The organism is Chryseobacterium sp. CS2K3, assembly GCF_059515185.1.
The window spans coordinates 88,611-114,543 of record NZ_JCAKRW010000009.1 but is presented as its reverse complement, the minus strand read 5'-3'; the positions used below and the strand labels follow the sequence as shown (position 1 = coordinate 114,543).

Here is a 25,933-nt window from a genome sequence, read left to right as displayed (position 1 = left end):
GATACTTTAAAATAATTACAAAAAATACAACTGTTTATTGCTGTCTAATACTAGTCACGGCCAGCAATAGTCATCACTAAATATTAATATAAAAAATTCAATTATGAACACTAGAAATTCAAGAAACCGCAGTTCAAGAGGAAATTCACATTCAGAAGAAAATCTGGAAGAAGTATATCAATTAGGATATGATCATGGTTATAATGATGCATCCCAGGATGAAGATTATGACGATGATTTCTCAGAATATGAAGATTATTTTGACGACGAGTACGATAATGACTATGATGATGAAGACTATGACGACGATGAAGATTATGATGATGACGAAGACTACGATGATGATGAAGACGATGATTACGATGATGAAGACGACGACGATGATAATGATAATAGAGGAAGAAGAAGCGGCGGAAACCGTGGAAACAGAAATCAACAGAGAGACAGCCAGGGAAGATTCACTTCCGGAGGAGGTAGAGGGAACTCTGGTGGCAGCTCACGTGGACGTTCAGGTTCAGGCTCTGGCTCGCGTTCAGGTTCAGGTTCATCAGGGTCAAGATCCGGTTCAAGATCTGGCTCTGGGTCTCAATCAGGAGGCAGAGGTAGATCTTCATCATCTGGAAATGGTAGTTCAAGAAGAGGTTTTGCATCTATGAGTAAGGCAGAACGTACAAGAATCGCCCGTATGGGAGGAGAAGCTTCCCATGGAGGAGGTAGATCTTCAGGTTCAGGTTCAAGATCAAACTCTGGTAACTCAGGAAGATCAGGATCATCCGGCAGAGGATCAAGATCAGGTTCTGGAAGTAATAGCAGTTCAGGTCGTGGCTCAAACTCCGGTTCTTCAGGAAATGGTACTTCAAGAAGAGGTTTTGCATCTATGAGTAAATCAGAACGTACCAGAATTGCCCGTATGGGAGGACAAGCTTCACACGGTGGAGGAAGGTCATCAGGTTCCGGAAGATCTGGCTTTGGCGGCAGACGTAACAATTCATAATTCACTTTAAGATTACCTCTTTATATTAGATAGAGGGGTAATCTTTTATCATTAAAACCTACTGAATATAATGGCAACGAAAACATTAGATACAAACAGTACTAAAAGTGCTTCTGAAAATATTTCAGATCCATCCCAAAAAACGACAACACCAAGCACTACAAATAATGAACATGAAAATGAAAACTCCAACCTCCGGAAGTTTTTTATTTCAGCATTAAAAGATATTTATTTTGCAGAAAATGCAATCATAGATGCTTTGGATAAAATGCAGGAAGCAGCTACCACAGAGGAATTAAAAGATGCATTTGAGGATCATCAGCTTCAAACCAAAAAGCACGTCAGCAGGCTGGAAAAGGTCTTCAGGCTGCTTGATGAAAAACCTGAGAAAAAAGAATGTGAAGCTATAAAAGGAATCATCAAAGAAGGTGAGGAGATTATAAAATCTACTGAAGATGGTTCTATGACACGAGATGCAGCCTTAATTATTGCAGCGCAGAAAGTTGAACATTACGAAATAGCAACCTATGGCGGATTGGTTCAATTAGCTCTTACAATGGGGCATGATAAAGCAGCAGATTTACTGGAAGAAACCTTGCAGGAAGAAGAAGATACAGATTATCAGCTGACTGAAATTGCCGAAACTTCTATAAATTTTGAAGCAGAACAGGAGGATTAATATTCATAACTGTAAACCATATGTCTGATACGGACATGTGGTTTACTATTTAAAGAAATACCACCATGAAACTTAAGAATAAACCATTACTACGTAAACGATACTTTCAGAAAAAGTATTGGTAACACCATTAATAATTATCAATATGAAAGCAGCTGTTATCCATGGACCAGGTTCCATTACTTGTGATACCGTGGAGGATCCGCATATAAAAGATCCCCATGATATTATTCTAAAAGTTACTTCTACAGCGATTTGTGGAAGCGATTTGCATATGTATTCAGGAGGCATACCTCAGCCACGTCCTATGGTTATGGGACATGAATTCATGGGGATTGTTGAAGAAGTCGGACAGAATATTACAAATTTAAAAGCAGGTGACAGGGTAGTAGTTCCATTTCCGATTTCTTGTGGAAGCTGTTTTTTCTGCCAGCATGATTTACCAACAGCCTGTGAACATAGCAATCCGGAACATTATGGACCTGAAGGAGGTTTAATTACAGAAAAAGGTGGTGCTTTGTTTGGGTACACAGATCTTTATGGAGGTTATGATGGAGGACAGGCTCAATATGTAAGAGTTCCATATGCTCATATAGGACCAAGAAAAGTACCGGATAATCTTTCAGATGAACAGGTTTTGTTTCTCACTGATATTTTTCCTACGGGCTATACCGGGGTAATGTGGGGAAATTTAAAAGGCGGAGAAACGGTTGCTGTATTTGGTGCCGGTCCTGTAGGTTCAATGTCTGTGAAAAGTGCCATTCTACACAATGCAAAGAAGATAATCGTTATAGATACCCAGCAATATCGGTTAGATCAGATTAAAGGCTTGACTGGTTGTGATACCATTTTATGGAAAGATGGTAAAGAAGTGATTCAGCAAATCAGAGAACTTACAAATGGAAGAGGTGCCGATTTGTGTATTGATGCCGTTGGCTTTGAGCCGGATAGAAATATTCTGGACCGTGCAAAAGCAGTTTTAAACTTGGAGAAAGGATCTATCAAAGTACTTGAAGCCTGTATGAGTGCCGTAAGGAGAGGAGGTATTGTTTCTGTTTTAGGTGTTTATCCTGTCAATTATGATAATTTCAGACTGGGACAAATATTTGATAAAGGGATTACAATAAGAGCGGGACAATGCAATGTACATCCTATAATAGATCAACTTTTAGACTTTGTTCAAAGCGGAAAGGTTGTACTGGATGATATCATTACCCATAGGCTCTCTCTGGAAGAAGTAGCTAAAGGATATGAAATCTTTGACAAAAAAGAAGACGGTTGTGTAAAGGTGGTTCTTGATCCTTGGAAGTCTAAATAATATATAAATACCAACTTCAGATTCGACTAAAATATTTAAACTTTAAAAAATGATAAATCATCTTCTAAAGGAAATTTCCTTATTTACTTTTGAACAACAGTCGAAAACAATTTAGCAAAAAATATATGGCTTTTTATGAATTTTTCGTGTTTATAATCCTGTTAGGTCATCGAATGCTAAATTTTCAAATCTATATGATTTTTGATTTTAATTAATTGACTTACAATTATGTTCCTTTCAGACAAGATCGATGAAGATGATTTTAGGGACATTAAGAATAGATATAAAGGAGAACAGGATGACTTTGATTATAAACTTGGTGTCCTAACAGTTCGCAAAAAAAAGGGGGTTTAGAACAGAAGGTGTTTAAAGCTCTGAATGCTGTTACAAATATTTCGGAACGTTATAAAAATGCCAGTACAGCAGATAAAAGAGCTATTGTGAGTTTGATTTACCCTGAAAAGATAATATTTGATGGAAAGCATTTTCAAACACCCAAAATTAATTCTTTGTGGATAGTATCTTATTGATTAGAAGTGGATTAGCGAGAAAAAAAGGGGATCAAAATTCTAAAAATTTTAATCCCCGTTATGTGACCTCGACAGGATTCAAACCTGTAACCTTCTGAGCCGTAATCAGATGCGCTATTCAGTTGCGCCACGAGGCCGTTTGTTATCTTGTTGTTTAACGGTTGCAAATATACCACTTTTTTCCGTTCTTTGAAAAATGAAACAGAAAATTTTACTTTTATTTACGGTATTTTCGCTAATTGCCTGTAAGAGAGAAACAAAAATTTCGTCCTCAGATTGGACAAATATATCAAATCGTACCCAATACAAGGAGCAAGAAGGAAACCTTGAGTTGAAATCGGGGAATTTTGCCTATACTTTCAAGCAAAACCAGACTCCATTCAAGAAAATTATCCTGCTTAATGCAAGTATGGCTGGGTATATTGCAGAACTTGGCGCAGAAAATTTAATTATCGGAGTTTCAAGTCCGGAGTATATTTATTCAGAGAAAATCCAGAATCTGATTAAAGAAGGAAAAATTCAGAATGTAGGAAGTGATCAGAAGTATGATGTAGAGAAAATTATTTCTATGAAACCGGATGCTATTTTTACCAATTATATTGCAAGTTTTGACAATGCATATCAGTTATTGAAGAACAACGGAATTCAGGTAATATTTCTTGATGAATATATGGAGCAGCAGCCTTTACAAAAAACAGCTTATGTTAAACTGTTTGGAGAATTGCTTGGAAAAGAAAAGGAAGCTGAAACCAAATATCAGGAAATTGAGAAAAGTTACAATGATCTGAAGCAGCTGGCTTTAAAAGCGAAAGATAAACCATTGGTTTTGGCAAACGAAATGTATGGCGATGTCTGGTATCTTCCCGGAGGAAACACTTCTGTGGCACATTATATTGCTGATGCCAATGCTACTTACATCATGAAAGATAATAAAGATGAAAAAGCTTTAACAATGAGTTTTGAAGAGGTGTATGCGAAGACAAGCGGTGTTCAGTATTGGGTAAATGCAGGAAACCACACATCGAAAAACGAAATGCTGAAGATGAATAATTTCTACGGAAAGCTGGATGTGTTCAACAAAGGAAAGCTGTATACAATGGCTGGAAAAGAGAGAGAAAAAGCCAATGATTTCTTTGAAAGCGGTGTCGTAAGAGCAGATTTGATCCTTAAAGATTACATCAAAATCTTTCATCCTGAGCTTTTACCGGATTATCAGCTTACTTACATGAAAGAATTGCAGTAACTCAGACTTATTTGCTTATTTTTGCCTTTCCTTTTTATAACGTTATGTGGAAAAAAATTAAACAGTTTATTTTCATCGTTCTTGTATTGAACGTGGTTTTCATCATTTGGGGGAGATTTTTCAATCCACCCATTACCCTTACTCAGATAGGAGGACTTTTTGAATACGGAAAATTACACAGAGACTATATTTCTTATGACGAAATGGGAAATAATGTTAAAAAGGCAGTCATTGCCTCAGAAGATCAGAAATTCTTTGATCATGACGGTTTTGATTATACAGCCATTGAAAAAGCAATGAAGTATAATGAAAAAGGGAAAAAAATAAGAGGTGGAAGTACAATTTCTCAACAGACGGCAAAAAATGTTTTCCTTTGGCAGGGGAGAAGTTGGGTAAGAAAAGGGTTGGAAGCCATCTATACTTTCATCATTGAAAAAGTATGGAGCAAAGATATTATCCTTGAAAGATACCTGAATTCCATTGAAATGGGGCAGGGAGTATTTGGTGTAGAAGCAGCCGCACAATATTATTTTGGAAAACCTTCCAAAGACTTAAGCGCTTCTGACGCAGCATGGATTGCCGCTGTATTACCCAATCCAAAGAAGTATGATCCAAAGAATCCTTCTCCTTATTTGAGAAAGAAACACAATTGGATCATGAGACAGATGAGGAATGTGAGTTTGAAATAGTATCTTTGTATTAATGAAATTCTTTAATTCCAGCACAAATTTTGAGTCAGTTCTTAAAAAATATTTTTCTTTTAAGAACGAAACACTTTCTTTGGAACCCTTTGCAGAGTTTTTGGAGAGTGTGAAAACGGCTGACTTTACAGATGTACTTAATTTTCTTAGAAGCCATCCGAATTTTGCGGAAAACTTTAAATATTACATTCATAATATCTTTAAAGGAAGACCTTTCAACCTATCGTTGACAGAAGCAAATATCCTTTCTGAGAACGCCTTTTTCCCTGAACTTAAAAAAAGAATCCTGAATAAGGTTTTACCTCCCGTAGAAAATGAAAAGACGGTGTGGTACATGATTGATAATGTCAGTCTGAGACCTAAAAAGGATTTAAAATATCTTCATAACCTTCCTGAGAATGAAATTAATGAGTTTTTAACCCTTATTGGTGCTTCAGATTTTATTATTAAGCCCAATGTGAAAAAAGAACTCATCTTTTCTATGAATATCCTTTCATGGAGGGTAACCGGGATGGCGATGGAAGTAGAAGTCGTAAGAATGGCTCCGCAATACAGAAATCTGGATAATCCGTTTCTTGCGCTTCAAAACGAATTGGAAGCCTTAGCGGAAGACCTTGCAAAAGATACTGAAATGCAGCTGCATTCTAAGGACAGCAGATTTAAACAAATCAAAATTTATTCAGAACAATGTCTGGAATTTGTAAATATAGCTTTTAAAAATTCCGATAAATATGGTATTTCAGGGAAGATCAATCAATCTTTGCTGAAAATCCGTCAGCAAACCAAAAGAATTTATGAGATCGTTCAGCTATTGGTGATTGATAATGAGCAAGACGTTCTTATCAAATCAAAACAGTTGGTTTTTAATATATTAAATTATAAATCTCATAAAAATAATATTGCAGATCTTATCAACGATAGCACGAGATTGATCTCACACCTTATTACCAACCACACCGCAGAAGCCGGAACCCATTATATTACTTCCACACGAAAAGAATATATGACGATGTTCTATAAAGCGAGTGGTGGAGGGATTATCGTAGGAGCACTCTGCGTACTGAAAATGTTATACGGATACATTCCCGGAAGTGATTTTTCACACGCCTTTTTGTATTCCATGAACTATGCCATGGGGTTTGTGATGATCTATCTTATGGGATTCACCCTTGCTACCAAGCAACCGGCAATGACAGCTGCAACGATGACCAAAGTATTATCCGAAGAAGGAAACAGTCAAAGAAATAATACTGAGTTTGCGCATCTTGTATCCAAGCTCTTCCGAAGTCAGTTTATTGCCTTTGTAGGAAACGTATTACTGGCTTTTCCGGTAGCTCTGGCGATAATTTACGGATTAGACGTATTTTTCTCTCAGAATCTTGCCGTTGAGAGATCAGATAAATTATTAAAAGACCTTGATCCTTTTAAATCTAAAGCCATTCTTCATGCCAGTATCGCTGGGTTTTATCTTTTTATTTCAGGGATTATTTCAGGAAATATCGGAAACAACTCCGTTTTTTACCAGATTCCGGAGAGAATTGCCAAGAATCTTTCTATCAGAAACTTTTTCGGCAAAAAATTCGCTAAAGGATTATCTAAATATTATGCTAAAAACTGGCCCGGAATTGTCTCGAACTTCTGGTTTGGAGTTTTCCTGGGGGCTACAGCGCCCGTAGGAATGTTCTTCGGACTTGATTTAGATATCAGACACATTACCTTTGCAGCGGGAAATTTTGCTTTAGGACTTTATGGAAAAGACTTTTCTGTAGATTCTTATACGTTCTGGATTTCTTTTGTAACCGTTTTCTTGATCGGATTCTTTAATTTCCTGGTAAGTTTCAGCTTGTCTATGTTTCTGGCATTCAGATCGAGAAAAATGAATTTCGGACAGGTAAGTGAAATCTATAAAGAAATCTTCAGATATTTTGTAAAGCATCCTTTAAAATTCTTCCTGCCACTAAGTTCAGGATTGGATAAAAAAGCAGATGACCTGATGAGCAGTACGATTTCCAATAAATCAGAAGAACATTAAAAATATAAAAGCTACCAAAATGGTAGCTTTTTTCTATAAATAAGTATTGATTATACGCAAAAAGGAAGTTCCGGACATTCTGCTGGCAATTCCTCCCAAAAACCACATCCTGTCATATCTATACAGCTTACTGCACAGCACACCATTTGTCCTGAACCTTGAACTTTTTTTAATGATTCTCGTGATAATTTCTTTGACTTTAGTACTTTTTTCATGGTAAATATTATTTTTTTTATGAATCATAAATATATCACTAAATATAGATATAATACAATGTTTTTATAAATATTTTCCCTGAAAATGCCGATTAATATTAAAATATCTATAAATCAGTAAGATAGAAAACAACCAATAAATGACACTATAAAATCTGAAGATCATCAAATTTTTCATCACCAAACTTATCCTGGAATTTTTTAAGATAGAATGTTTTACGCATTTTAAAATCGTTTTTAAGCAATGGTGAGTCAATTTTAATAATGATACGTTTGTCTTCAATATTCACACTTCTGATCTCTTTGAAAAGACTTTCATCAAGATAATCCTCAAGAAAATCTTTAATATCAAAGGCTACAAGTTTATCTTCAAAACCATAGATTCTTGCAAAAGACTTCACAAGTTCAGAGGATTGATATTCGCGCTTTTTCTTTTTCATAATCGGGGTGCTTAGTTCGAAATGCGTGGTATGTGATACGTCTTACGTGGTTCGTGTTTATAGGTTGGAATATACTATTTTACAATAGTTTTAGAAAAATCAGGAGATAGGATGATAAGCTTTTCGAGGTGATCAATTGTTTCGTCATTACTTGCGTGGCAGTATATGAGAAAGCGAATGTAGTCATTTTTATAGCTCATATCTCACATCCCATTAATTAAACATCAAAAATTACACTTTCTTCATTGATTTTTTTCACAACGCTTTCTGTACGCTCTCGGTGAGTATCCGTAATAAAAATCTGTCCAAAGCTTTCTTTATTGACAAGTTCAATCAATTGGGAAACCCTCGTATCATCCAGCTTATCAAAAATATCATCTAATAAAAGGATAGGGGTCTTTTGGGTTAATTCTTTAACCAGACTCATCTGGGCAAGCTTTAATGAGATAAGGAATGATTTCTGCTGTCCCTGAGATCCAATTTTCTTGATCAGGACATCATCCATTTCAAAAAGAAGATCATCTTTATGAATTCCTTTAGAAGTATATGTCAGCATACGGTCTTTCTCAAGGCTTTCCTTTAAAAGTTCTGCAAAATTACTTTCCAAAAGGTGGGATTCATAAATGACAGAAACAGTTTCCTTCCCACCCGAAATAATCTGATAAAAGTTTTGAACAATAGGATTCAGCTGTTCTACAAATACTTTTCTCTTATTGAAAATCTTAGTCCCGAATCTGGTGATTGGTTCATCATAAATTTCCAAAGAATCTTTATCCCACGTTCTGTTTTTAGCAAAATATTTCAGTAACGCATTCCTTTGCTGAATTGTTTTCTGGTATTGTATAAGATCAAAAAGATACTCAGAATCCGTTTGTGAAATCATTGAATCCAAGAACTTTCTTCTGCTTTCCCCAGAATCTGAAATGAGGTTTGAGTCATAAGGCGAAATCATTACACTCGGCAGGTATCCAATATGATCCGCAAGCCTGTCATAGCTTTTATCATTCTTTTTGATCACTTTTTTTGCCTCTTTTGGCTGGGTAATTCTGATAATGTCTTCACTGTCATCATTTTGAATTGCAGCGTCAATAGTGAAAAAATCTTCCTCATTTTTAATATTGTTGAGGTCTGTATTTCCTAAAAAGCTTTTTCCTACCGATAAATAATGCAGCGCATCCAGAATATTGGTTTTTCCCACTCCGTTATTTCCTACAAAACAGTTGATTTGTGGCGAAAATTCAAACTTTTTCTCAGAGTGGTTTTTGAAATTGTATAGGGAAAGCTTCTTGATAATCATTCGTCAAAAATACTCCATTATTAGTAAAAATAAAAAAGGTAATGCAGAACATGTTTCTACCCCGAAGGAAAAATAGGAGTCATCTCTTTTATTTTCAGAGAAATAAATTAGAAGATAGGTGATAATACTTGATACAAAAAAAGCAGCTGCATATAAAGGTTTCAGGTAAAAAATCCCGATAAGGCTGCTGACAAAAACAAGAAAATAAGCTATGTACTTTGTATTTTGTACACCAATGAGCATAGGAAACGTCTTTACCGTATCACTTTTCATATCCCGGATATCAAATGGCAGAACGAGAGCAGTAATATAAAAGAAGCTAATGAGAAAAATAGGAAAACTGAACTCCGGAAGCGTAAGCCAGCAGTTTACCAATGCCCAGACCAATCCTACATAAAACACTTTTAATAAAGGTATTTTCCGAATATATACATCCAGAAAAAAGCTATTATACAACAATCCGAGGACAACAATAATAAACCATTTCAATAATCTTATTTCATTATGATTATGAATGATCAGAAAGGCACAGATAATTCCGGCAACGGCATTCAAAACCAATATTTTAAAAAAATGCTTAGTGTATTGATATTTGGTATAAAGGTAACCGCTGAAATACGTAATAAAAATCAATAAAACAGTAGGGAAACGGAATGTGTTTTGCTCTTTCATGAAAAATACTGCAAAAAGGGTTCCCATTAAGGATACGTAAACCTGGCTGTCTATGACGGATTTTTTCAGTATTTTTAGAATGTTCATTTATCAAAATTAATATATATGAAAAGATTTTCCAAGATATTTATGCTTTCGCTTTTATCACTGGGCTTTTCACCGGTTATCGCACAGAAATATTACGATGACCAATGGAAAAAAATAGCAGAAAATAGTCAGAAAGGAGCTTACAAATCTAATCTTCCCATTATTTTAGACTTAGAAAACAAAGCCATGAAAGAAAATAATACCATTCAGCTGATCCGTTCCCTGAAAGCAGAGTTCAGTATTGTAAAACAAACTGTAGATGATGATAAAAATGACTCTGCTTCAAAGTTCTTTAAGAAACTTCAGGAAACAGAGACAAAACTGAAAGGAGATGAAAAAGTGGTCTATAAAGTTCTGCTAAACGGATTCTTTATGGATTACTTCAATGAGAATTATTGGAAAATAAATAGCAGAACAAATAGTAATACCCAGGATGTTTCGCAGATTGAAACCTGGACCAAACTGGATTTTAAAAATTATTTAACCAAAAATTATCAGGAACTGGATCTTCAGAAACAGGAAATGAGAAAGATTGATTTGGCGAAATATAAGTCCTTGTTTTTAGAGACTAAGGATATTGCTTATTTTCCAAGTCTATATGATTGGTATGCGGTAAAAAAAATAGGGTTTTTATCAGAAAATAATCTATTTACCAAAAATGAGCTTACTGAAAACAGAACTGCAATCAATGCCATATTTGACGAATTAATTGCTCAGAACAACGGAAATGTAAAGTTGTATTTCATGAAAGATAAGCTGGTGGAGAACTGTAATTATAGTAATTGTAAGGATAGACTTCAGCAGCTTCAGAAGCTTGCTAAATCCAATATTGAAGGAGATTACAAAGTGGTGATTACGGAAGATATTATGGATGAGCTGATCAGTAAAGATAAGTTTAAAGAAGCACTTGCCTTAGCGGAACAGGCAAAAAGTGAATATCCGAAATCTCCTTTCATCGGAAATATAAAAAGCAAGGAAAATCAGATTAAAAATCCTTCGTTAACCATTCAATATGAGAAGCAGACCCAGAGTAATCTGCCGATTCATTTCGTTGCTTCTTCACAGAATATTAAAGAATTTAGTCTAAATATCTATGAAGTAAAAGAAGACTTTGAGCCCTTTATGAAATATGCTCAAACCCCTTATTACGGGGAATATTTTAAAAAGGTAAAGAAAAGTCTGGTAAGAAAAGAAAATTATCAGCTTTCAAACCCTGATGATTATAAGGAACACAAAACATCCCTTGAGATAAAGCCGCTTCCATCAGGAATTTATATGGTTGAGTATTCAGTTGCAGGAGTAAACACAAAAGATACAAATGACGATCAACATTTCTTCTTTTTGGTTTCTGAGAATAAAATCATTTATTATAACAAATCTTCTAAAAATGCAAATTTAGATGAACTGAAATTAGTAAATAGTGAAAACGGAAAACCTGTAGTAAATGAAAATCTGACTTTCTACGAATATGCAGGAAATAAGCCTGCCAGAAAAATAGAAGGAAAAACCAATGAAAAAGGCGTTTTCCAATTCCCGAGTACTGACAATAAGACTTATTACAGAACTTTCCTGATTCAGCAGCCAAAAACTAATGATTTCTATATCATGCCGGTTTACGGAAACAATATTGCTGATGAGAACAATCCCAATCAGGTAACCCAAACAAAAGTTCAGATCTTTACAGACAGAGCAATCTACAGACCGGGACAAACTGCATATTTCAAAGTGATCAATACACAGCTGAACAAGGAGACGGAATCTGTAATTTCAGGGGTAAAACAAAAGATCACTTTATTTGATATCAATAATCAGGAAATCTCTTCCCAAGACTTTACAACGAATGAATTCGGTTCTTACCACGGAAGTTTTATGCTGCCAAAAGGAAAATCGAATGGAGTGTTCTATTTGAAAACAGATGGTACGAGCCAAGGATATAAAGACATCAGAGTAGAAGAATACAAAAGACCAAAATTTGAAGTAACCTTCGAACCTGTAAAAGATGAATATAAATATGGACAGTCTATAGAACTTAAAGGTAAGGCAATGATGTTCTCCGGAGTGGCTTTGAGCAATACAACCGTCAATTATGAGATCAAGAAACATAATATCAGATGGAGGTATTTTGGATGGTATCCAAGAGAGAATGATAATGAAAACTCTATATTGGGAGAAGCAAAAACCAATGAAAAAGGAGAATTTGTTATCCGTCTTGATCTTAAGAAAGATGAAAAGCTGGACGGAATACAGATTGATAATTACGAGATCAATGCCTCAGCTACAGATATTAATGGTGAGACTCAATCTGCCAATACTCAGCTGAAAGTAGCTTCAGTATCACATTATATTAAAACTGATGAGGTTAAAAATGCTTTTAGTGATGAAAATGTAAAACTAAAGGTAGAAACAAAAAATTACAGCGAGCAGGATCTTAAAAAGTCTTATCAGGTAAAGCTGTCTAAGCTGGCGGCTCCGGACAGAATTTTCAGAGATAACTTTAAAATTGCAGTTCAGGATGCCCCAAAATATTCCAGAGAAGAGTTTATCAGCAAGTTTCCGCATGATCTGTTTGATAAAAATGAGGAGATTAAAAACTGGAAAACAGAAAGAGTTGTTATAGAAAAACAACAGCAGCCATCAGCCGAAAAAGCATATTCTGATTTAGACTTAGGAAAATTAGAAGCGGGAGACTATCAATTGGAGCTTTTTAATATTGAAGGAAAAGACACCATTAAAGCCTCACAATACTTTAGTGTTTGGGAGAAAAGCGCTTTGAAGCCATCTCAAAAAACTTTCCTTACCGTAATTGCTCCTAAAGATGAGCTGGCAAGAGGAGAGCAGGCAAAAGTGCATGTGTATTCTGCTGTTCCGGATGCCTTGGTAAATGTTTTTGTTCAGGATGGATCAGGAAAAACCGTTTCAGAAATTCATCCGTTGAAAAAGGGAATTCTGGAGTATACGGTAAATATTCCAAAAGATAAAAAGGTAAATGAGCTGAACCTTCAGTTTCAATTGGTTGCATTCAACGATGTGGACACAGAAAATGTTTCTCTTAAAATAAAAGATACAGAGAAACCTTTACAAATCGAAACAGTGACGTTCAGAGATAAGCTGGAGCCTAATTCAAAAGAAAAATGGACAGTAAAGGTTACAGGAAACGATAAAGAAAAAGTGAATGCAGAAGTACTGGCGAATATGTACGATATGTCATTGGATCAGTTTGCAGCCAATAAATACAGTTGGGATAAATTACTTACACCTTTCTCAAGAATATCTTCTTATGAAGTAAGGAATTATCTGATGCAGAAAAGATTTAGTAAAGAACTGGAATATGTAGAAGGAAATACTATTGAAATTCCTGATTTCAATTGGTTTGATGGAGATTTCTATTATAACACAGAAGGTAATGCAGTAAGAATTCCTAAAAGAATGGCATATGGAGTACTTCCTGCACCTACTGTAGCCGCTAAAATGGAATCCGGACCTGCAGAAATGGCAGCAACGGAAATGAGACGTAATAAAAAAGTATCTGCATCACCAATAGCAGACGCAGCCGTTGCAGGTGTTTCTAATCAGGGAAGTGGTGCCGAAGAGTATTTAGAAAAAGTACCGGTACGTCAAAATCTAAACGAAACAGCATTCTTCTATCCAGACCTGAAAACAGATGCGGAAGGAAATGTAAGTTTTGAATTCACATCACCGGAAGCCCTTACAAAATGGAAACTAATGTTCCTCGCACATACCAAAGATGCCAGATCTGCAACATTGGAAAAAGAAGTGGTAACTCAAAAGGAATTCTCTGTAACGCCAAACTATCCAAGATTTTTAAGAGAAGGAGATGAACTGAACTTACAGTCAAAACTTTCTAATCTTACTAATAAAAAACTGAGTGGTTCTGCAGAATTACAGATTCTGGATGCCTTTACCAATGAAAATATCTCTTCAAAATTCGGAATGACTTCAGGAACTCAGAATTTTGATCTGAATGAAAACGGAAACGGTGCTTTAACATGGAAATTAAAAGTACCGAATAATGTTTCTTCTATTATTTTAAAAGTTGTAGCGAAAGCAGGAAATTATTCTGACGGAGAGCAACAAGCGATAGCCGTATTGCCAAACAGAATGCTGGTAACTGATGCTGTACCTGTATTTGTGAAAGAAGGAGAAACAAAGACTTTCGTATTGGATAACCTTACAAATAATACCTCTACAACAGCTTCTAATGTTTCCAATACACTGGAATTGACGACCAACCCGATATGGGAAATTATGTTTGCGCTTCCAAGTCTGAAGAATGATCAGAATAGCTCAGCAGATGTTATTTTCAATAAGTGGTTTGCTGATGTCCTGGCTTCTGAAATTTTTAAGGCAAATCCAAAAATGAAAACGATTTTTGAGGAATATCAGGACAAAGGATTATTACATTCAAATCTTGAGAAAAATCAGGAGTTGAAACAATTGCTATTGGATGAGACACCTTGGGTATTGCAAAGCAAAAATGAAGAAGAGCAGATGCAGAAACTGGCACTTCTTTTTGATGCCAATACAATGAAAAACTCAATTGGTCAGGATTGGGATGATCTTAAAAAACTACAAAACCCTGATGGAGGATTCTCATGGTACGCAGGATATCCAAGCTCTTACGGAGTTTCATTATATATTCTTAAAAACCTTGGGAAAATCAATATTGGGTTAAAAGATAATGCAAAAGATTATCAAAGTGCAGATCAAAAAGAACTCATAACAAAACTGATTCAGTATGTAGATAGTGAGATCAATAAATATTCTGGGAATAAAAAGGAAAGTGTCCTGAACAATTGGGTGATGGATTATCTTGATACCAGAAATTATTGGGAAAAGCAGTATCCTTTAAAAGGAAAAGGAGCCTTATTGAAAACGCAGGTGAAAGAGAAAGCAAAAACAGCAAAACTTACTGATTTTACATTCTTCGGATTACACCGTGTAGCATTATTAATGAATGATTATGGTATGAAGGATGTTTCCGTGAAATTGATGAATTACCTTAAAGAAACCTCTACAGAGACAAAAACACAAGGAGTTTACTGGAAACAAAATCTGAATGATTGGGGCTGGTTCAGTTCAAAAGTAGTCAATCACGCAGGCGCTTTGGAAGCATTCAATAAGTTGCAGCCGAATGATCAGAACTTTATTGAAGAAATGAAAATCTGGCTGGTAACACAGAAAGAAGTGAACTCGTGGGGAAGCTCAAGAGGTACTGCTGAAGTGATCTTTACGATCCTAAATTCTGGGAAATCATGGACAAGTGCTGAAAGTGATAAAGCAACGATTGTTTGGGGCGGGAAAAATATTGCTCCTAAAACCGAAGCAACGGGTTATGTGAAATCAACAGTGAAAACTGATGTTGTTGATAAAAATCTTGGAACTGTTACCATTACAAAACCAGGTCCTGGCATTATTCAGGGAGGATTATTCTGGCAATATTATGAAGATCTGGATAAAATAAAGTCTTCCGAGAACTATATTTCTGTAACCAAAGAGCTTTACAAAAAAGTAAAAACGGTAAATGGCGAAGAACTTCAGAAAATTTCTTCAGATACACCATTAAAAGTGGGAGATAAAGTAACAGTAAGAATGATCTTGAATACAGACAGAGCCATGGAGTTTATTCATATTAAAGATATGAGAGCGGCAGGATTTGAGCCATTGGATGTACTTTCAGGATACCAGTGGAAAAATAATTTAGGATATTATCAATCTACTAAAGATGCGTCCACAAATTTCTATATTCAATACATGCCAAAAGGGAAATATGTGTTTGAATATGATGTAGTTGCTAATGCGTCCGGAAAGTTCTCAAACGGCATTACTACAATGCAAAACTACTATGCCCCACAGATGAATTCGCACACAAAAGGAACAGGAATTCAGATTTTGGAATGATTTTTGGCTATTAGCAAATACGTAAAATTTAAAACCAAATAAAATGAAATTTTCAAAAACTTTATTTACAGGATTGGCATTAATGGTAGGGGTAAGTGCTTTCGCTCAAAAGAAAGCTGAGAAGTTTGAAAAACTGCAGATCGAAATGTTCCCAAAAGCTAAAGAAGGTTATAAGCAAGTATATATTCAGCTTCCGGTGGCAAAAAATGAAGAAGACTTAAAAGTTGAGATTTTTGTAGGCGTTGAGAAAATGTTAGACTGTAATAATTATTTTCTTTCAGGACAAATGAAAAGCCAGGATCTTCAGGGATGGGGATACAACTATTACGAAGTAGAATCCAATGGAGATACAGCAGGAACACTGAAAGGTTGTCTTGATAATAAACTGACTAAAAAGTTTGTTACAATGAGCCCGGAAATTGTAAGATATAACAGTAAACTTCCTTTAGTATTCTATGTACCGAAAGATATTGAAGTACGTTACAGAGTCCTAAGAGCTGATAAAGCAATGAAAAAAGCAGTTCAGAAATAACCCCTGAATCAGCAGACTATTATTATATAAAAAACTCCTCACAGCAATGTGGGGAGTTTTTCGTTTGTATAAAGTCAGTTTATGCGATCCAATGATCAACGATTTTCACATTCCATCCGTCGGAAGTCCTTTTAATAAGATAGGTATATCCTGTAGTATTTGAATTTACTAATAAAACGTAGGTATCCTTAAGCTCATCACAACGAAACATTTTACTGTAAAAAATATCAGTGTCGTAGGAGTGGGTAAATGCTTTATAGGCAGCATATTCCTTTGAGCTCATAAAGATGATTTTTTCATCCAAAGGTACAATCCTTCGCAGGTTTTCATCATCCGTTACAATAACTTTATGTCGTAAGGAATTCATAAAATCGAGCCTTTTGGTCGGTAGATCTTCTCTTTGTTTTTTCATATCCTCTTCAAAGGTTGCCAAATTAATAGTAAATTCCTCATATATCGGATCTGATTTCTGAGCAAACTCATAGTAGCCATATAAAATTCCCTCCCAAAGTTTTGTAAAATCATTATCCGGAGTTTTAAATCTGGGATTTTTATCCTCAAAATCACTGATGCCGTCTTCATCCGTATCTTTTGAGTAAGGATTGGTAAAAAGCATTTTAATTTCTTCAATATCATTAATGCCGTCTCCATCGGAATCTTTGGTTATTTCATTGAGATCAAGAGTGAGCAGGGCATTGTCTTTTACTGTTTCGTATACAGGATAACTGTCAGGTAACATCGTTGGCTTTGTCATGCGCCTTACATCCGTTTCTATTTGTAGGCGTTCACCATCTTTCCATAAAGGATATTGAGAATCGGGCTTAAAAAAATAATTGTGATTCACGATTAATCCTGTAAAATAATTTCTCCATGTTTTCCCGTTGTCTCTCGAAATCTTTACATAATAACTTCTGAAATCATACCTCTCATCAGCATATAAAATAGCTTTTGAACCCTTTAACTCTCCTTGCCTGATAATAAGATTCTGGGGAACATCCGCTATGGTTTTTGAATGATCTGTTTTTTTAACCGAATTTTCCTTTTTTGATTTTGTTTTAAGATTTATAAATTCTAGAGAAACATAATCTGCAGGTAGAGCCAGTACTTCTTCTTCAGACAAAAGACGAAAACTATTCCCTGAATGTGAATGTATACTATCCCTAAGTTTTTCCAGTTGAAAACACTTGCATGCCTTTGTTTCCTGAGAAAGAACAGTACAAAAAGGAAGCCCTAAAAGTAGAGTTATAAATTTTTTCAAAGTTTTTTAGTTTTTAATTAAGATTTAAACGGATTTGATAATGCTTTATTTTAAAGGGAATTATACTTAAACGGATTTTAAACTTATTTTAAATTCGCCCTTTTATTTATGATTAGTTAATTATTTTAACAAATTTTGCATTATATTTGTTATAAACATAAACCATGAAAAACAATTTATTGATTTTTACGTTTAGTTTTTTTGCTTTTCCTGCTTGGGGCTGGGCACAATCTGCGCCGGACTTTAAAGAACTTCTGGATAGTGCAATGGTTCGGGACTCGAACCTTAAAATGCAGATTACCCAAAATAAACTTACCGATCTTGACGAACACAAGTTAAAAGATATCTTTCTTCCTACTCTGGAACTAAGTGGCAAAGCCGGTTATCTCAACGGAACAGCAAGACTTACGTCCCCCGAAATTAATCTCGCTCCTTTTATCAATATTGCTGAAGGAGCATTCAACAATAACTTCAATGTTTCCGGATTCTCAGGCGTTGCCAAAGCCGAAGCGAAAATGCTTTTATATTCAGGTGGCAAAGTGAAGTACATGAAAAAAGCGGTTGAGGAAAAGAAAAAATCTGAAGATATCCTGTTGGAAAAATCCAGAGATGAGGTGATGGCAACCATTTCCAGAGCCTATGACCAGCTGGCATTGATCCATCAGTCTAAAAAAGTCTTGGACGAAAGTGAAAAAAGACTGGATATCAACAAAAAAACAGCAGATAAAGCATTAGGCTACGGCTTGATTACACCTTATGACCATAAGAAAATTGAACTTGCACAAGCGACTTTAAATGCAAAAGTAGTAGAATACGAAGGAAAAAAAGAACTGCTTCTTACACAACTTTATATTTTAACAGGAATTGATAAAGAACGTCTAAGACTGATCGATCCTACATTATCTCCTGTAGAATTATTGGCTGCTGAAAAAGGAATTGAACAGAGAGCTGAAATTCGTGCCCTTGAACATGGGATCAGCGCTGCCAATTATAAAATAAAAGCAGAAAGAACCTGGATGATTCCAAAAGTTCAGCTGATGGCTTCCGCCTATTATATCGGATTATATGGAAATCATATCAAAAGTTCTGAAAATATAGTACCTGCCGTTCCGATTCTTGGATATGAAGGTAAAAAACTGGACTGGAGCCCAAACAACGTTAATATTTTTCCTTTAATCACTGCCGGAGTAGGATTTAAATGGGAAATCTTTGATGGGAAAGAAGGGAAACATGCCGAAGAAATCGCTAAAGTAGGGAAAGAAGTATTGCAGAATCAGAAAGAAGATGCCCTGAAAAAACTTACCCTGAATTTAGCCAATAACCAAACTAATTATGATATTGCTACAGCGCAGATCACGTTAAAAGCGAAAGAAAAAGAGCTGGCTAAAAACGCATTGGTTCAGGCTGAAAAAGAATTCAGATACGGGATGAGCAAATCTTCACAGCTTATTGATGCCGAAAATGATCTTGAAGCAGCAGAACTGGAATATCAGAACGCAATTTTCAACCAGAGAAGGGCTGGAATAGAGCTGATGAGATCTACTCAGGAACTTGATATTACCAAATTTTACTTAATCCCTTAAAAATTAAAATGATGCATAAAAATATATCTATACTCATTGCTTCTCTGTTTTTATTGGGAAGTTGCGATAAGAAAAACGAAAAGATAAAAGATCCGGAAGGAAAAACAAAGAAGGATGTCATTTCTTTTGCTCCGAAAGTTACCGGGAGAATCTTAAAAATATACGTATCCGAAGGACAAACTGTGAAAAAAGGAGATACGCTGGCTCAGCTTGATGTACCGGAAGTTTCCGCAAAAATCGCTCAGGCTCAAGGCGCAGTAAATGCAGCAGCAGCTCAGGAGCAAATGGCTAAAAACGGTGCTACACCCGATCAGCTGAAACAGCTTCAGGCAAAATATAAAGGGCTGAAAGAACAGTACGAATTTGCACAGAAATCTTACAGGAGAGCAAATAATATGTTCAGAGACAGCTTAATGTCTCCGCAGGCACATGATGAAGTATATGCAAAGCTTCAGGGGGCAAAAGCTCAATATGATGCGGTAGTTGCAGAGCTGGATGATGTAAACAGAGGAACCCGTTTCGAAAAAATAGAAATGGCTGCGGGGCAGGCTTCCCAGGCTAAAGGAGCATTGCAGGAAGCTAATGTAGCATATTCAGAAAGATATATTATCGCTACCAATGATATGGAAATAGAAACCATCAGCCTGAATACAGGAGAATTGGCAACAGCCGGTTTTGCATTATTCAATGGCTATATTCCTGAAAGTACCTATTTCAGGTTTACCGTTCCTGAAAGTGCTATTTCGAAATATAAGAAAGGGCAGAACGTGAATATGCAGGTGGTCTATAATAAAGAAAATCTGGAAGGAAGTGTCGTTTATATCAAACAGCTGACAAGATACGCGGATATTACAACAGCTTATCCTGATTATCAGTTGCAGGATGCTGTATATGAGATCAAGGTAAAGCCTAAAGACATGAATAAAGCTAAAAGTCTTTTAGTAAATGCCAATGTGATCCTGAAATAATAAAACGAGACCTAATAAGACTTTTTATAGGATATTCTGTGAAAGTTCTATTAATTGATTTAAAACATTAAAATTTACAGATGAAGGAATTTTTCCGTCTTTTAAAACGAGAGTTCAAACTTTTTATCGGCAATTCTACCTTAAGGACTGTGTTCTTTTTGGCACCAGTCTTTTATGCAACCTTGCTGGGATTTGTCTACAAAAGCGGAAAAGTCGAAAATACACCTGTATTGGTTGTTGACAGGGATAATACATCTTTATCTAATCAACTGACAGAAATGCTGGATGACAATAAAAGCATTAAAATCATCAAGTATCTCCAGGAACCTTTAAGCATAAAAGATGAAGTAATCCGACATGAAGCTGCGGCGGTTGTTATTATTCCGTCACGTTTTGAAGGAGATATGCTTCAGAAAAAATATCCGGAACTGAATGTTTATATCAATACCGGAAACGTCCTGACGGCAAACTTTGCGTCGAAAGCACTTCAGCTTACTATCGGAACATTTTCTGCCGGAGCATCAATCAAAGCCCTGCAGAAAGCGGGAATGCCTGCTGCAAAGGCTGCTACACAATATGAGCCTTTCAAAGCCAATTATATTACCCTCTTCAATACCACAGGAAACTATCTTATTTTCATGTGGCCTGCAATGTTGGCTGTAGTGCTGCAACAGGTTATTTTGCTGGCAATGGCAGTAAGCTTTGCTGCAGAATTTGAAAGAGGATCCTTCGTAAAGGAATACAGGAAAATGAAAAAATGGGCATTCCCAACCATGTTGATTAAAGTAATTCCGATCTGGATCTTCTCTATCCTGATTGTAAGTATCTATTACTTTATGCATATGATCTTCAGGGTTCCGATGCCGGAAGGAATATTCAATTTTATTCTTCTGACCTCAGTATTTGTAGGTTCAGCATCTTTCCTGGGAGTATTCATTAGTATATTGATTCCGGATGCATTGAAAGCAACACAAATTCTTATGGTAATCGCTTCTCCGGCATTTATCATCAGTGGATTTACATGGCCCTTAAGTGCAATGCCTGCATTCGTTCAGTTTATTGCCAATATTATTCCGTTAACTCCTTTTTTACAGGCATTTAAGATCCTTTTGATTCAAAAAGGTTCTGTAGAACTTACCTATCCATACCTGGAACATCTAAGTATTCTTCTGGTAATTTATGCTTTTATAGGATGGGTTGCTTTAAAAATCAAACTTTGGTTTATTTTCAAAAAAGCAGCACCACAGGAAATTGCTGTGGAAGGCGTTTCTGAAGAGGAAAATGAATAATTTGTTTTCGCCGTATTCGTAAACTTCTAAAACCACCCCGTTAAAAATTCTCTGAATTTTCGCCACCTCTACGGAGGAAGGGGATGGTAATCCATTGAATGGTGGTTAGAGCAGAGTACGGATCAGTATAAAATAATCTTTATAAATATTGCTTACTATTCTTAACTCTCAATCCTCATCATCTATATCCAGTATTTCACTCTAAAACCCTAAAACTTTAAAACCTCTCAGACACTCAAACTCATCAGCCTTACCTCTCAACAAAAAATTCTTTTCCCATAAAAATCAAACGAAAAAACTAATATATTTGTCTATCGTTAATTTAGAAAGTATATGGAAAATGTATTTGACGCAAAAGATGCTCAGAACTACATAGATAGAATAAACAAACTTGTTGAGGATACCCATGGATTATGGGGGAAAATGACAGTAGATCAGATGTTGGCACACTGCTGTGTAACCTACGAAATGGTATATGAACCGGAAAAACATAAAAAGCCGGGAGCTATTGCCAAATTTATTCTGAAAACTTTTGTGAAGCCTAAAGTGGTGGGCGAAAAAGCTTATCCTAGAGATTCCCCTACTGCACCTCAGTTTTTGGTAACGGGAAGAAAAAACTTTGATGAAGAAAAAATAAGGCTTATCGGCTTTATTCAGAAGACCCAGCAGTTGGGAGCAGATGCTTTCGACGGTAAAGAATCTTTCTCATTTGGAAAGCTAAATTCTCAGGAATGGAATAATATGTTTGCAAAACATCTGAATCACCATTTAGCACAATTCGGAGTATAACCATTACGATCACTGTATGAAAAAACTTTTATTGCTCTTCATTCTGGCTGCCAATTTTGTGACGGCACAAATGCCGGATATTTCAAATGCATGGCTGAACAACAGTAAACCTTATGTAGGAACTATCGGGAATAAAGGTCAGGAACTGAAACTTAAAATCAATATTTCCGAACAGAATAAGAAGAATGATCAGGAGTATTTTGTTTCCGGCTATTCTCTTGTGGATACCAATTATGCAAAATTTGAAGGAAAAATTACAGTCTCAAAATATAAAGATTCCAAAAAACAGGGAACTGTATTTGGTGAATATGATTTGGCAGAAGAGAATAAAGGAAAACATTCAGGACTATTTAAAGGACGTTTTATCTATAATTTCAAATGGAATAAGAAAAACGAAAAAATTGAAGGCGAATATATTGAACTGATAGGAAACTGGAAAAGTTATGACGGTACCCTTGAGTTTAAAACAGACTTGAAAAATCAATAATCGTTCAGGAATATATTTAAGATAGACCTAAAGATTCTTAACCTCAATACAATATATGAAACTAGGAGCATTCTCAATCAGCTTAAGTGTAAAAGATCTGCAGAAATCTAAGGATTTTTACGAAAAACTGGGCTTTACAACTATGGCGGGAGCCACAGAACAAAATTACCTGATCATGAAAAATGGATCTACTCTGATCGGTTTATTTCAGGCAATGTTTGATGGCAATATGCTTACCTTTAATCCGGGATGGGATGAAAATGCCCAGAATCTTGAATCATTTGATGATGTTCGTGAAATCCAGAAACGTTTAAAAGAAGGAGGAGTAGAAATTGAAAGAGAAGCTGATGAAACCACTTCAGGACCGGAACATATTTATCTGAAAGATCCTGATGGTAATATGATTCTTATAGATCAACACAGATAATTAAAACTTAACTAATAAAAAACAATCATGGCATCAGTAAACGTTTATTTAACATTCAATGGAAACTGCAGAGAAGCATTTGATTTCTATAAATCAGTTTTCGGAGGAGAATATCCTTATATCGGAACTTTCGGGGAAATGCCTCCAATGGAAGGGAAAGAAACTCCTGAAGAAGATAAAGATAAAATCATGCATGTTACCCTTCCGATTTCTAAGGAAACAGTATTAATGGGAAGTGATACAGGAGGTGAGTGGTCGTCCAATTTTAAAGCAGGAAACAATTTCTCCATTTCCATAAATGCAGAATCTAAAGAAGAAGCAGGGAAATTATTCGATGGACTTTCTGCTGGCGGGCAAGTTACAATGCCAATGGCTGATACATTTTGGGGCGCTTATTTCGGAATGTTTACCGATAAATTCGGAATCAACTGGATGGTAAACTATGATGATCCGGCTAAAATGCAGCAACATCCGTAAGGTAAAAGACAAAGCTATAAACATAAACCGACAGTACAACCTGTCGGTTTTATTTTTAATTTTGAATAGCTCAATACTTAGTTGTTTCAGCGTAAAGTATTTATATGAAAATTATGCTTGCTATTATTGATTTAAATTATTAATTTTGTTAAAAACGATAGATAATAGTAATTGATAAACATGAGAAAGGTATTTACGAAGTTGGCATTTACAGTGTTGGGATTGGGGTCCGTTTTTACATTTGCACAAAAAAGTGATCTGGGTGCATGGTATATGTATTTTGGAAATAATAAGATCAGTAAAAAGCTGAACTGGCATAATGAAATCCAGTATAGAAACTTCGATGCAATAGGAGATCTGGAGCAGCTTTTGATTCGTACCGGGGTAGGATATGACTTAACAGAAAACAATAATAATGTATTGTTGGGGTACGGATTTATTCTCAGCCAGCCTTATGTAAACGGAGAGAAAAAAGAAAATATAGAGCACAGGATTTTCCAGCAGTATATTACCAAACAGAAGTTTGGACGTTTTCATCTTCAGCATCGCTATCGTTTGGAAGAACGTTTTTTAGAGGACGATTTCAGGATGAGGTTCCGCTATATGTTAGGATTTAATATTCCGATTACCCAAAAGGAAATGCTGCCTAAAACGCTGTATGCATCGGTATATAATGAGATTTTCCTGCATTTTAACAGCCCTGTATTCGATAGAAACAGAGTGTACGGAGCTTTAGGATATGTCATTAATAAAAACATGAGAATTGAAGCCGGATATATGAACCAGATTCAGGAAAATAAAAACAGAGGACAAATTCAGATTGGTTTTTATAACAATATTCCGTTTACCAAAAACTGATATTGATAACCTTTACTGAATGCCATGATGAAAAATAATATTAAACACAAAAAACAACACATATGCATTCAGGAAAAAGATTTGGTGCGCGTGAATTTATCAATTGGACACGGCGCAGCATATATGCCTTAATTGTACTGGCAGCCATTCCTACGATCTTATATTTTCTGGGCTGGAAATTTCTTTCTGTGCCTTGGCAGCCCATCGCAATTATGGGAACTGCAGTTGCTTTTATTGTAGGGTTTAAAAACAATGCAAGTTATAGCAGACTTTGGGAAGCAAGACAGATCTATGGTGCTATTATCAATGATAGCCGCAGTTTTGGATATATTCTGAGGGATTCGCTTATTTCTAAAGATCAGAATAAAGTAAAAGAAATGTTTCTCCGTCATTATGCATGGCTTACGGCTTTGCGTTTTCAACTTAGAGAACCCAGAGTTTGGGAAAATACAGGAACCGCGCAGTTTGACGAATATGCCAAAAAATATGAAATCCCGGAAAGGCTTACAAAACTTGATGATGAACTGAAAAAATATCTTTCCGAAACAGAACTTCAGTATATTTTAAGCAAAAAGAACAGAGCAACGCAGCTGATGGCAAGTCAGAGTAAAGAATTGTCTGAAGCTTACGAAAAAGGAGAAATCAATGATTTTCAATGGTCGCAGATCAATCAGCAGTTGGTAAAATTTACCGATAGTCAGGGAAAAGCAGAAAGAATCAAGAACTTTCCTTACCCAAGAAATTTTTCTTCCATTACAACTTATCTTTTATTACTTTTCATTGTATTTGTTCCTTTCGGGATGTTGAAAGAATTTGATAAGCTGGGAGAAGGTTCTGTGGTGGAAGGATGGACGATTTGGTTCAATATTCCGTTTTCCTTATTGGTTACATGGTGTTTTCATACCCTGGACAGTGTAGGTGAGGCTTCCGTAAACCCTTTTGAAGGAAGTGCCAATGATGTTCCTATCACTCAGATCAGCCGTACCATAGAAATTGATATGAGAGACATGCTGGATGAAACAGATTTGCCGCCCGCAATTACTCCAAAGAACAATATTGTACTTTAAATAACATTTACTTTAGATAAAAACAGACTTTAAAATCATAGTCTTAAATTTTAAACTTTAATAAAAAAATA

General features: G+C 35.7%; 22 protein-coding genes and 1 tRNA gene. 17 read left to right on the top strand and 6 right to left on the bottom strand.

The window, feature by feature from the left end; genetic code table 11:
• Nucleotides 1-103 precede the first annotated feature (103 nt).
• From AC5YGG_RS16040 to AC5YGG_RS16030, 3 genes are all read left to right on the top strand, one after another.
• Nucleotides 104-994 carry a KGG domain-containing protein gene (locus AC5YGG_RS16040; protein WP_496145467.1) on the top strand — a complete coding sequence of 297 codons (891 nt, stop codon included), beginning with the start codon at nucleotides 104-106 and terminating at the stop codon, nucleotides 992-994.
• A 70-nt stretch (nucleotides 995-1,064) separates the two neighbouring features.
• On the top strand, nucleotides 1,065-1,673 hold the full coding sequence (locus AC5YGG_RS16035) for a ferritin-like domain-containing protein (RefSeq protein ID WP_496145466.1): 609 nt from the start codon (nucleotides 1,065-1,067) through the stop codon (nucleotides 1,671-1,673).
• A 145-nt stretch (nucleotides 1,674-1,818) separates the two neighbouring features.
• On the top strand, nucleotides 1,819-2,991 hold the full coding sequence (locus AC5YGG_RS16030; protein WP_496145465.1) for a zinc-dependent alcohol dehydrogenase: 1,173 nt from the start codon (nucleotides 1,819-1,821) through the stop codon (nucleotides 2,989-2,991).
• Between the two features lie 593 nt (nucleotides 2,992-3,584).
• Here AC5YGG_RS16030 and AC5YGG_RS16025 read toward each other — a convergent pair.
• A tRNA-Arg gene (locus tag AC5YGG_RS16025) sits at nucleotides 3,585-3,658 on the bottom strand.
• Between the two features lie 59 nt (nucleotides 3,659-3,717).
• On the opposite strand from AC5YGG_RS16025, the gene AC5YGG_RS16020 reads away from it, so the two are divergent.
• Genes AC5YGG_RS16020 through AC5YGG_RS16010 form a run of 3 tightly spaced genes read left to right on the top strand, consistent with a single transcriptional unit; the run spans nucleotide 3,718 to nucleotide 7,497 of the window.
• Nucleotides 3,718-4,764: an ABC transporter substrate-binding protein gene (locus AC5YGG_RS16020; RefSeq protein ID WP_496145464.1), complete on the top strand. Its 1,047-nt coding sequence runs from the start codon at nucleotides 3,718-3,720 to the stop codon at nucleotides 4,762-4,764.
• Between the two features lie 44 nt (nucleotides 4,765-4,808).
• Nucleotides 4,809-5,453, top strand: coding sequence for a monofunctional biosynthetic peptidoglycan transglycosylase (mtgA, locus tag AC5YGG_RS16015; protein ID WP_496145463.1), 645 nt, complete (start codon nucleotides 4,809-4,811; stop codon nucleotides 5,451-5,453).
• A gap of 13 nt (nucleotides 5,454-5,466) precedes the next feature.
• On the top strand, nucleotides 5,467-7,497 hold the full coding sequence (locus AC5YGG_RS16010; RefSeq protein WP_496145462.1) for a transporter-like protein: 2,031 nt from the start codon (nucleotides 5,467-5,469) through the stop codon (nucleotides 7,495-7,497).
• 50 nt (nucleotides 7,498-7,547) lie between these two features.
• Here AC5YGG_RS16010 and AC5YGG_RS16005 read toward each other — a convergent pair whose 3' ends face one another.
• The 4 genes from AC5YGG_RS16005 to AC5YGG_RS15990 all read right to left on the bottom strand — a co-directional run bounded on the left by AC5YGG_RS16005 (nucleotide 7,548) and on the right by AC5YGG_RS15990 (nucleotide 10,208).
• On the bottom strand, nucleotides 7,548-7,712 hold the full coding sequence (locus AC5YGG_RS16005; RefSeq protein WP_496145461.1) for a hypothetical protein: 165 nt from the start codon (nucleotides 7,710-7,712) through the stop codon (nucleotides 7,548-7,550).
• Between the two features lie 146 nt (nucleotides 7,713-7,858).
• A complete protein-coding gene (locus AC5YGG_RS16000) occupies nucleotides 7,859-8,152 on the bottom strand; it encodes a hypothetical protein (protein ID WP_496145460.1) in 294 nt (97 codons plus the stop codon).
• A 217-nt stretch (nucleotides 8,153-8,369) separates the two neighbouring features.
• Complete coding sequence (recF, locus tag AC5YGG_RS15995; RefSeq protein WP_496145459.1) at nucleotides 8,370-9,449, bottom strand: DNA replication/repair protein RecF; 1,080 nt, start codon at nucleotides 9,447-9,449, stop codon at nucleotides 8,370-8,372.
• 3 nt (nucleotides 9,450-9,452) lie between these two features.
• On the bottom strand, nucleotides 9,453-10,208 hold the full coding sequence (locus tag AC5YGG_RS15990) for a UbiA prenyltransferase family protein (RefSeq protein WP_496145458.1): 756 nt from the start codon (nucleotides 10,206-10,208) through the stop codon (nucleotides 9,453-9,455).
• An 18-nt stretch (nucleotides 10,209-10,226) separates the two neighbouring features.
• Between AC5YGG_RS15990 and AC5YGG_RS15985 the strand changes: the two genes are divergently transcribed.
• Nucleotides 10,227-16,127, top strand: coding sequence for an alpha-2-macroglobulin family protein (locus AC5YGG_RS15985; protein ID WP_496145457.1), 5,901 nt, complete (start codon nucleotides 10,227-10,229; stop codon nucleotides 16,125-16,127).
• A 43-nt stretch (nucleotides 16,128-16,170) separates the two neighbouring features.
• Nucleotides 16,171-16,659, top strand: a complete 489-nt coding sequence (locus tag AC5YGG_RS15980) for an ecotin (protein ID WP_496145456.1) — start codon at nucleotides 16,171-16,173, stop codon at nucleotides 16,657-16,659.
• 79 nt (nucleotides 16,660-16,738) lie between these two features.
• Here the strand turns inward: AC5YGG_RS15980 and AC5YGG_RS15975 are convergent, their stop codons facing one another.
• Complete coding sequence (locus AC5YGG_RS15975) at nucleotides 16,739-17,917, bottom strand: hypothetical protein (RefSeq protein WP_496145455.1); 1,179 nt, start codon at nucleotides 17,915-17,917, stop codon at nucleotides 16,739-16,741.
• A gap of 164 nt (nucleotides 17,918-18,081) precedes the next feature.
• On the opposite strand from AC5YGG_RS15975, the gene AC5YGG_RS15970 reads away from it, so the two are divergent.
• From AC5YGG_RS15970 to AC5YGG_RS15930, 9 genes are all read left to right on the top strand, one after another.
• Complete coding sequence (locus tag AC5YGG_RS15970) at nucleotides 18,082-19,500, top strand: TolC family protein (RefSeq protein ID WP_496145454.1); 1,419 nt, start codon at nucleotides 18,082-18,084, stop codon at nucleotides 19,498-19,500.
• An 11-nt stretch (nucleotides 19,501-19,511) separates the two neighbouring features.
• Nucleotides 19,512-20,468 carry an HlyD family secretion protein gene (locus AC5YGG_RS15965; RefSeq protein WP_496145453.1) on the top strand — a complete coding sequence of 319 codons (957 nt, stop codon included), beginning with the start codon at nucleotides 19,512-19,514 and terminating at the stop codon, nucleotides 20,466-20,468.
• Nucleotides 20,469-20,548: 80 nt separating this feature from the next.
• Complete coding sequence (locus AC5YGG_RS15960) at nucleotides 20,549-21,757, top strand: ABC transporter permease (protein ID WP_496145452.1); 1,209 nt, start codon at nucleotides 20,549-20,551, stop codon at nucleotides 21,755-21,757.
• Between the two features lie 333 nt (nucleotides 21,758-22,090).
• The gene (locus AC5YGG_RS15955; protein ID WP_496145451.1) at nucleotides 22,091-22,546 is read left to right on the top strand and encodes a DUF1569 domain-containing protein; all 456 of its coding nucleotides are present in this window, start codon (nucleotides 22,091-22,093) and stop codon (nucleotides 22,544-22,546) included.
• 16 nt (nucleotides 22,547-22,562) lie between these two features.
• The gene (locus tag AC5YGG_RS15950; protein WP_496145450.1) at nucleotides 22,563-23,033 is read left to right on the top strand and encodes a hypothetical protein; all 471 of its coding nucleotides are present in this window, start codon (nucleotides 22,563-22,565) and stop codon (nucleotides 23,031-23,033) included.
• A gap of 55 nt (nucleotides 23,034-23,088) precedes the next feature.
• The gene (locus tag AC5YGG_RS15945) at nucleotides 23,089-23,460 is read left to right on the top strand and encodes a VOC family protein (RefSeq protein WP_496145449.1); all 372 of its coding nucleotides are present in this window, start codon (nucleotides 23,089-23,091) and stop codon (nucleotides 23,458-23,460) included.
• Nucleotides 23,461-23,487: 27 nt separating this feature from the next.
• A complete protein-coding gene (locus tag AC5YGG_RS15940; protein ID WP_496145448.1) occupies nucleotides 23,488-23,937 on the top strand; it encodes a VOC family protein in 450 nt (149 codons plus the stop codon).
• A gap of 180 nt (nucleotides 23,938-24,117) precedes the next feature.
• A complete protein-coding gene (locus tag AC5YGG_RS15935) occupies nucleotides 24,118-24,795 on the top strand; it encodes a DUF2490 domain-containing protein (RefSeq protein ID WP_496145447.1) in 678 nt (225 codons plus the stop codon).
• A gap of 62 nt (nucleotides 24,796-24,857) precedes the next feature.
• Complete coding sequence (locus AC5YGG_RS15930) at nucleotides 24,858-25,862, top strand: bestrophin family protein (protein WP_496145446.1); 1,005 nt, start codon at nucleotides 24,858-24,860, stop codon at nucleotides 25,860-25,862.
• Nucleotides 25,863-25,933 lie beyond the last annotated feature (71 nt).

What these genes read in the sequence shown, in the direction of transcription:
- AC5YGG_RS16040 (WP_496145467.1), top strand. Translation starts at nt 104, where the DNA reads ATGAACACTAGAAATTCAAGAAACCGCAGTTCAAGAGGAAATTCACAT.
- AC5YGG_RS16035 (WP_496145466.1), top strand. Translation starts at nt 1,065, where the DNA reads ATGGCAACGAAAACATTAGATACAAACAGTACTAAAAGTGCTTCTGAA.
- AC5YGG_RS16030 (WP_496145465.1), top strand. Translation starts at nt 1,819, where the DNA reads ATGAAAGCAGCTGTTATCCATGGACCAGGTTCCATTACTTGTGATACC.
- AC5YGG_RS16020 (WP_496145464.1), top strand. Translation starts at nt 3,718, where the DNA reads ATGAAACAGAAAATTTTACTTTTATTTACGGTATTTTCGCTAATTGCC.
- mtgA (WP_496145463.1), top strand. Translation starts at nt 4,809, where the DNA reads ATGTGGAAAAAAATTAAACAGTTTATTTTCATCGTTCTTGTATTGAAC.
- AC5YGG_RS16010 (WP_496145462.1), top strand. Translation starts at nt 5,467, where the DNA reads ATGAAATTCTTTAATTCCAGCACAAATTTTGAGTCAGTTCTTAAAAAA.
- AC5YGG_RS16005 (WP_496145461.1), bottom strand. Translation starts at nt 7,712, where the DNA reads ATGAAAAAAGTACTAAAGTCAAAGAAATTATCACGAGAATCATTAAAA.
- AC5YGG_RS16000 (WP_496145460.1), bottom strand. Translation starts at nt 8,152, where the DNA reads ATGAAAAAGAAAAAGCGCGAATATCAATCCTCTGAACTTGTGAAGTCT.
- recF (WP_496145459.1), bottom strand. Translation starts at nt 9,449, where the DNA reads ATGATTATCAAGAAGCTTTCCCTATACAATTTCAAAAACCACTCTGAG.
- AC5YGG_RS15990 (WP_496145458.1), bottom strand. Translation starts at nt 10,208, where the DNA reads ATGAACATTCTAAAAATACTGAAAAAATCCGTCATAGACAGCCAGGTT.
- AC5YGG_RS15985 (WP_496145457.1), top strand. Translation starts at nt 10,227, where the DNA reads ATGAAAAGATTTTCCAAGATATTTATGCTTTCGCTTTTATCACTGGGC.
- AC5YGG_RS15980 (WP_496145456.1), top strand. Translation starts at nt 16,171, where the DNA reads ATGAAATTTTCAAAAACTTTATTTACAGGATTGGCATTAATGGTAGGG.
- AC5YGG_RS15970 (WP_496145454.1), top strand. Translation starts at nt 18,082, where the DNA reads ATGAAAAACAATTTATTGATTTTTACGTTTAGTTTTTTTGCTTTTCCT.
- AC5YGG_RS15965 (WP_496145453.1), top strand. Translation starts at nt 19,512, where the DNA reads ATGCATAAAAATATATCTATACTCATTGCTTCTCTGTTTTTATTGGGA.
- AC5YGG_RS15960 (WP_496145452.1), top strand. Translation starts at nt 20,549, where the DNA reads ATGAAGGAATTTTTCCGTCTTTTAAAACGAGAGTTCAAACTTTTTATC.
- AC5YGG_RS15955 (WP_496145451.1), top strand. Translation starts at nt 22,091, where the DNA reads ATGGAAAATGTATTTGACGCAAAAGATGCTCAGAACTACATAGATAGA.
- AC5YGG_RS15950 (WP_496145450.1), top strand. Translation starts at nt 22,563, where the DNA reads ATGAAAAAACTTTTATTGCTCTTCATTCTGGCTGCCAATTTTGTGACG.
- AC5YGG_RS15945 (WP_496145449.1), top strand. Translation starts at nt 23,089, where the DNA reads ATGAAACTAGGAGCATTCTCAATCAGCTTAAGTGTAAAAGATCTGCAG.
- AC5YGG_RS15940 (WP_496145448.1), top strand. Translation starts at nt 23,488, where the DNA reads ATGGCATCAGTAAACGTTTATTTAACATTCAATGGAAACTGCAGAGAA.
- AC5YGG_RS15935 (WP_496145447.1), top strand. Translation starts at nt 24,118, where the DNA reads ATGAGAAAGGTATTTACGAAGTTGGCATTTACAGTGTTGGGATTGGGG.
- AC5YGG_RS15930 (WP_496145446.1), top strand. Translation starts at nt 24,858, where the DNA reads ATGCATTCAGGAAAAAGATTTGGTGCGCGTGAATTTATCAATTGGACA.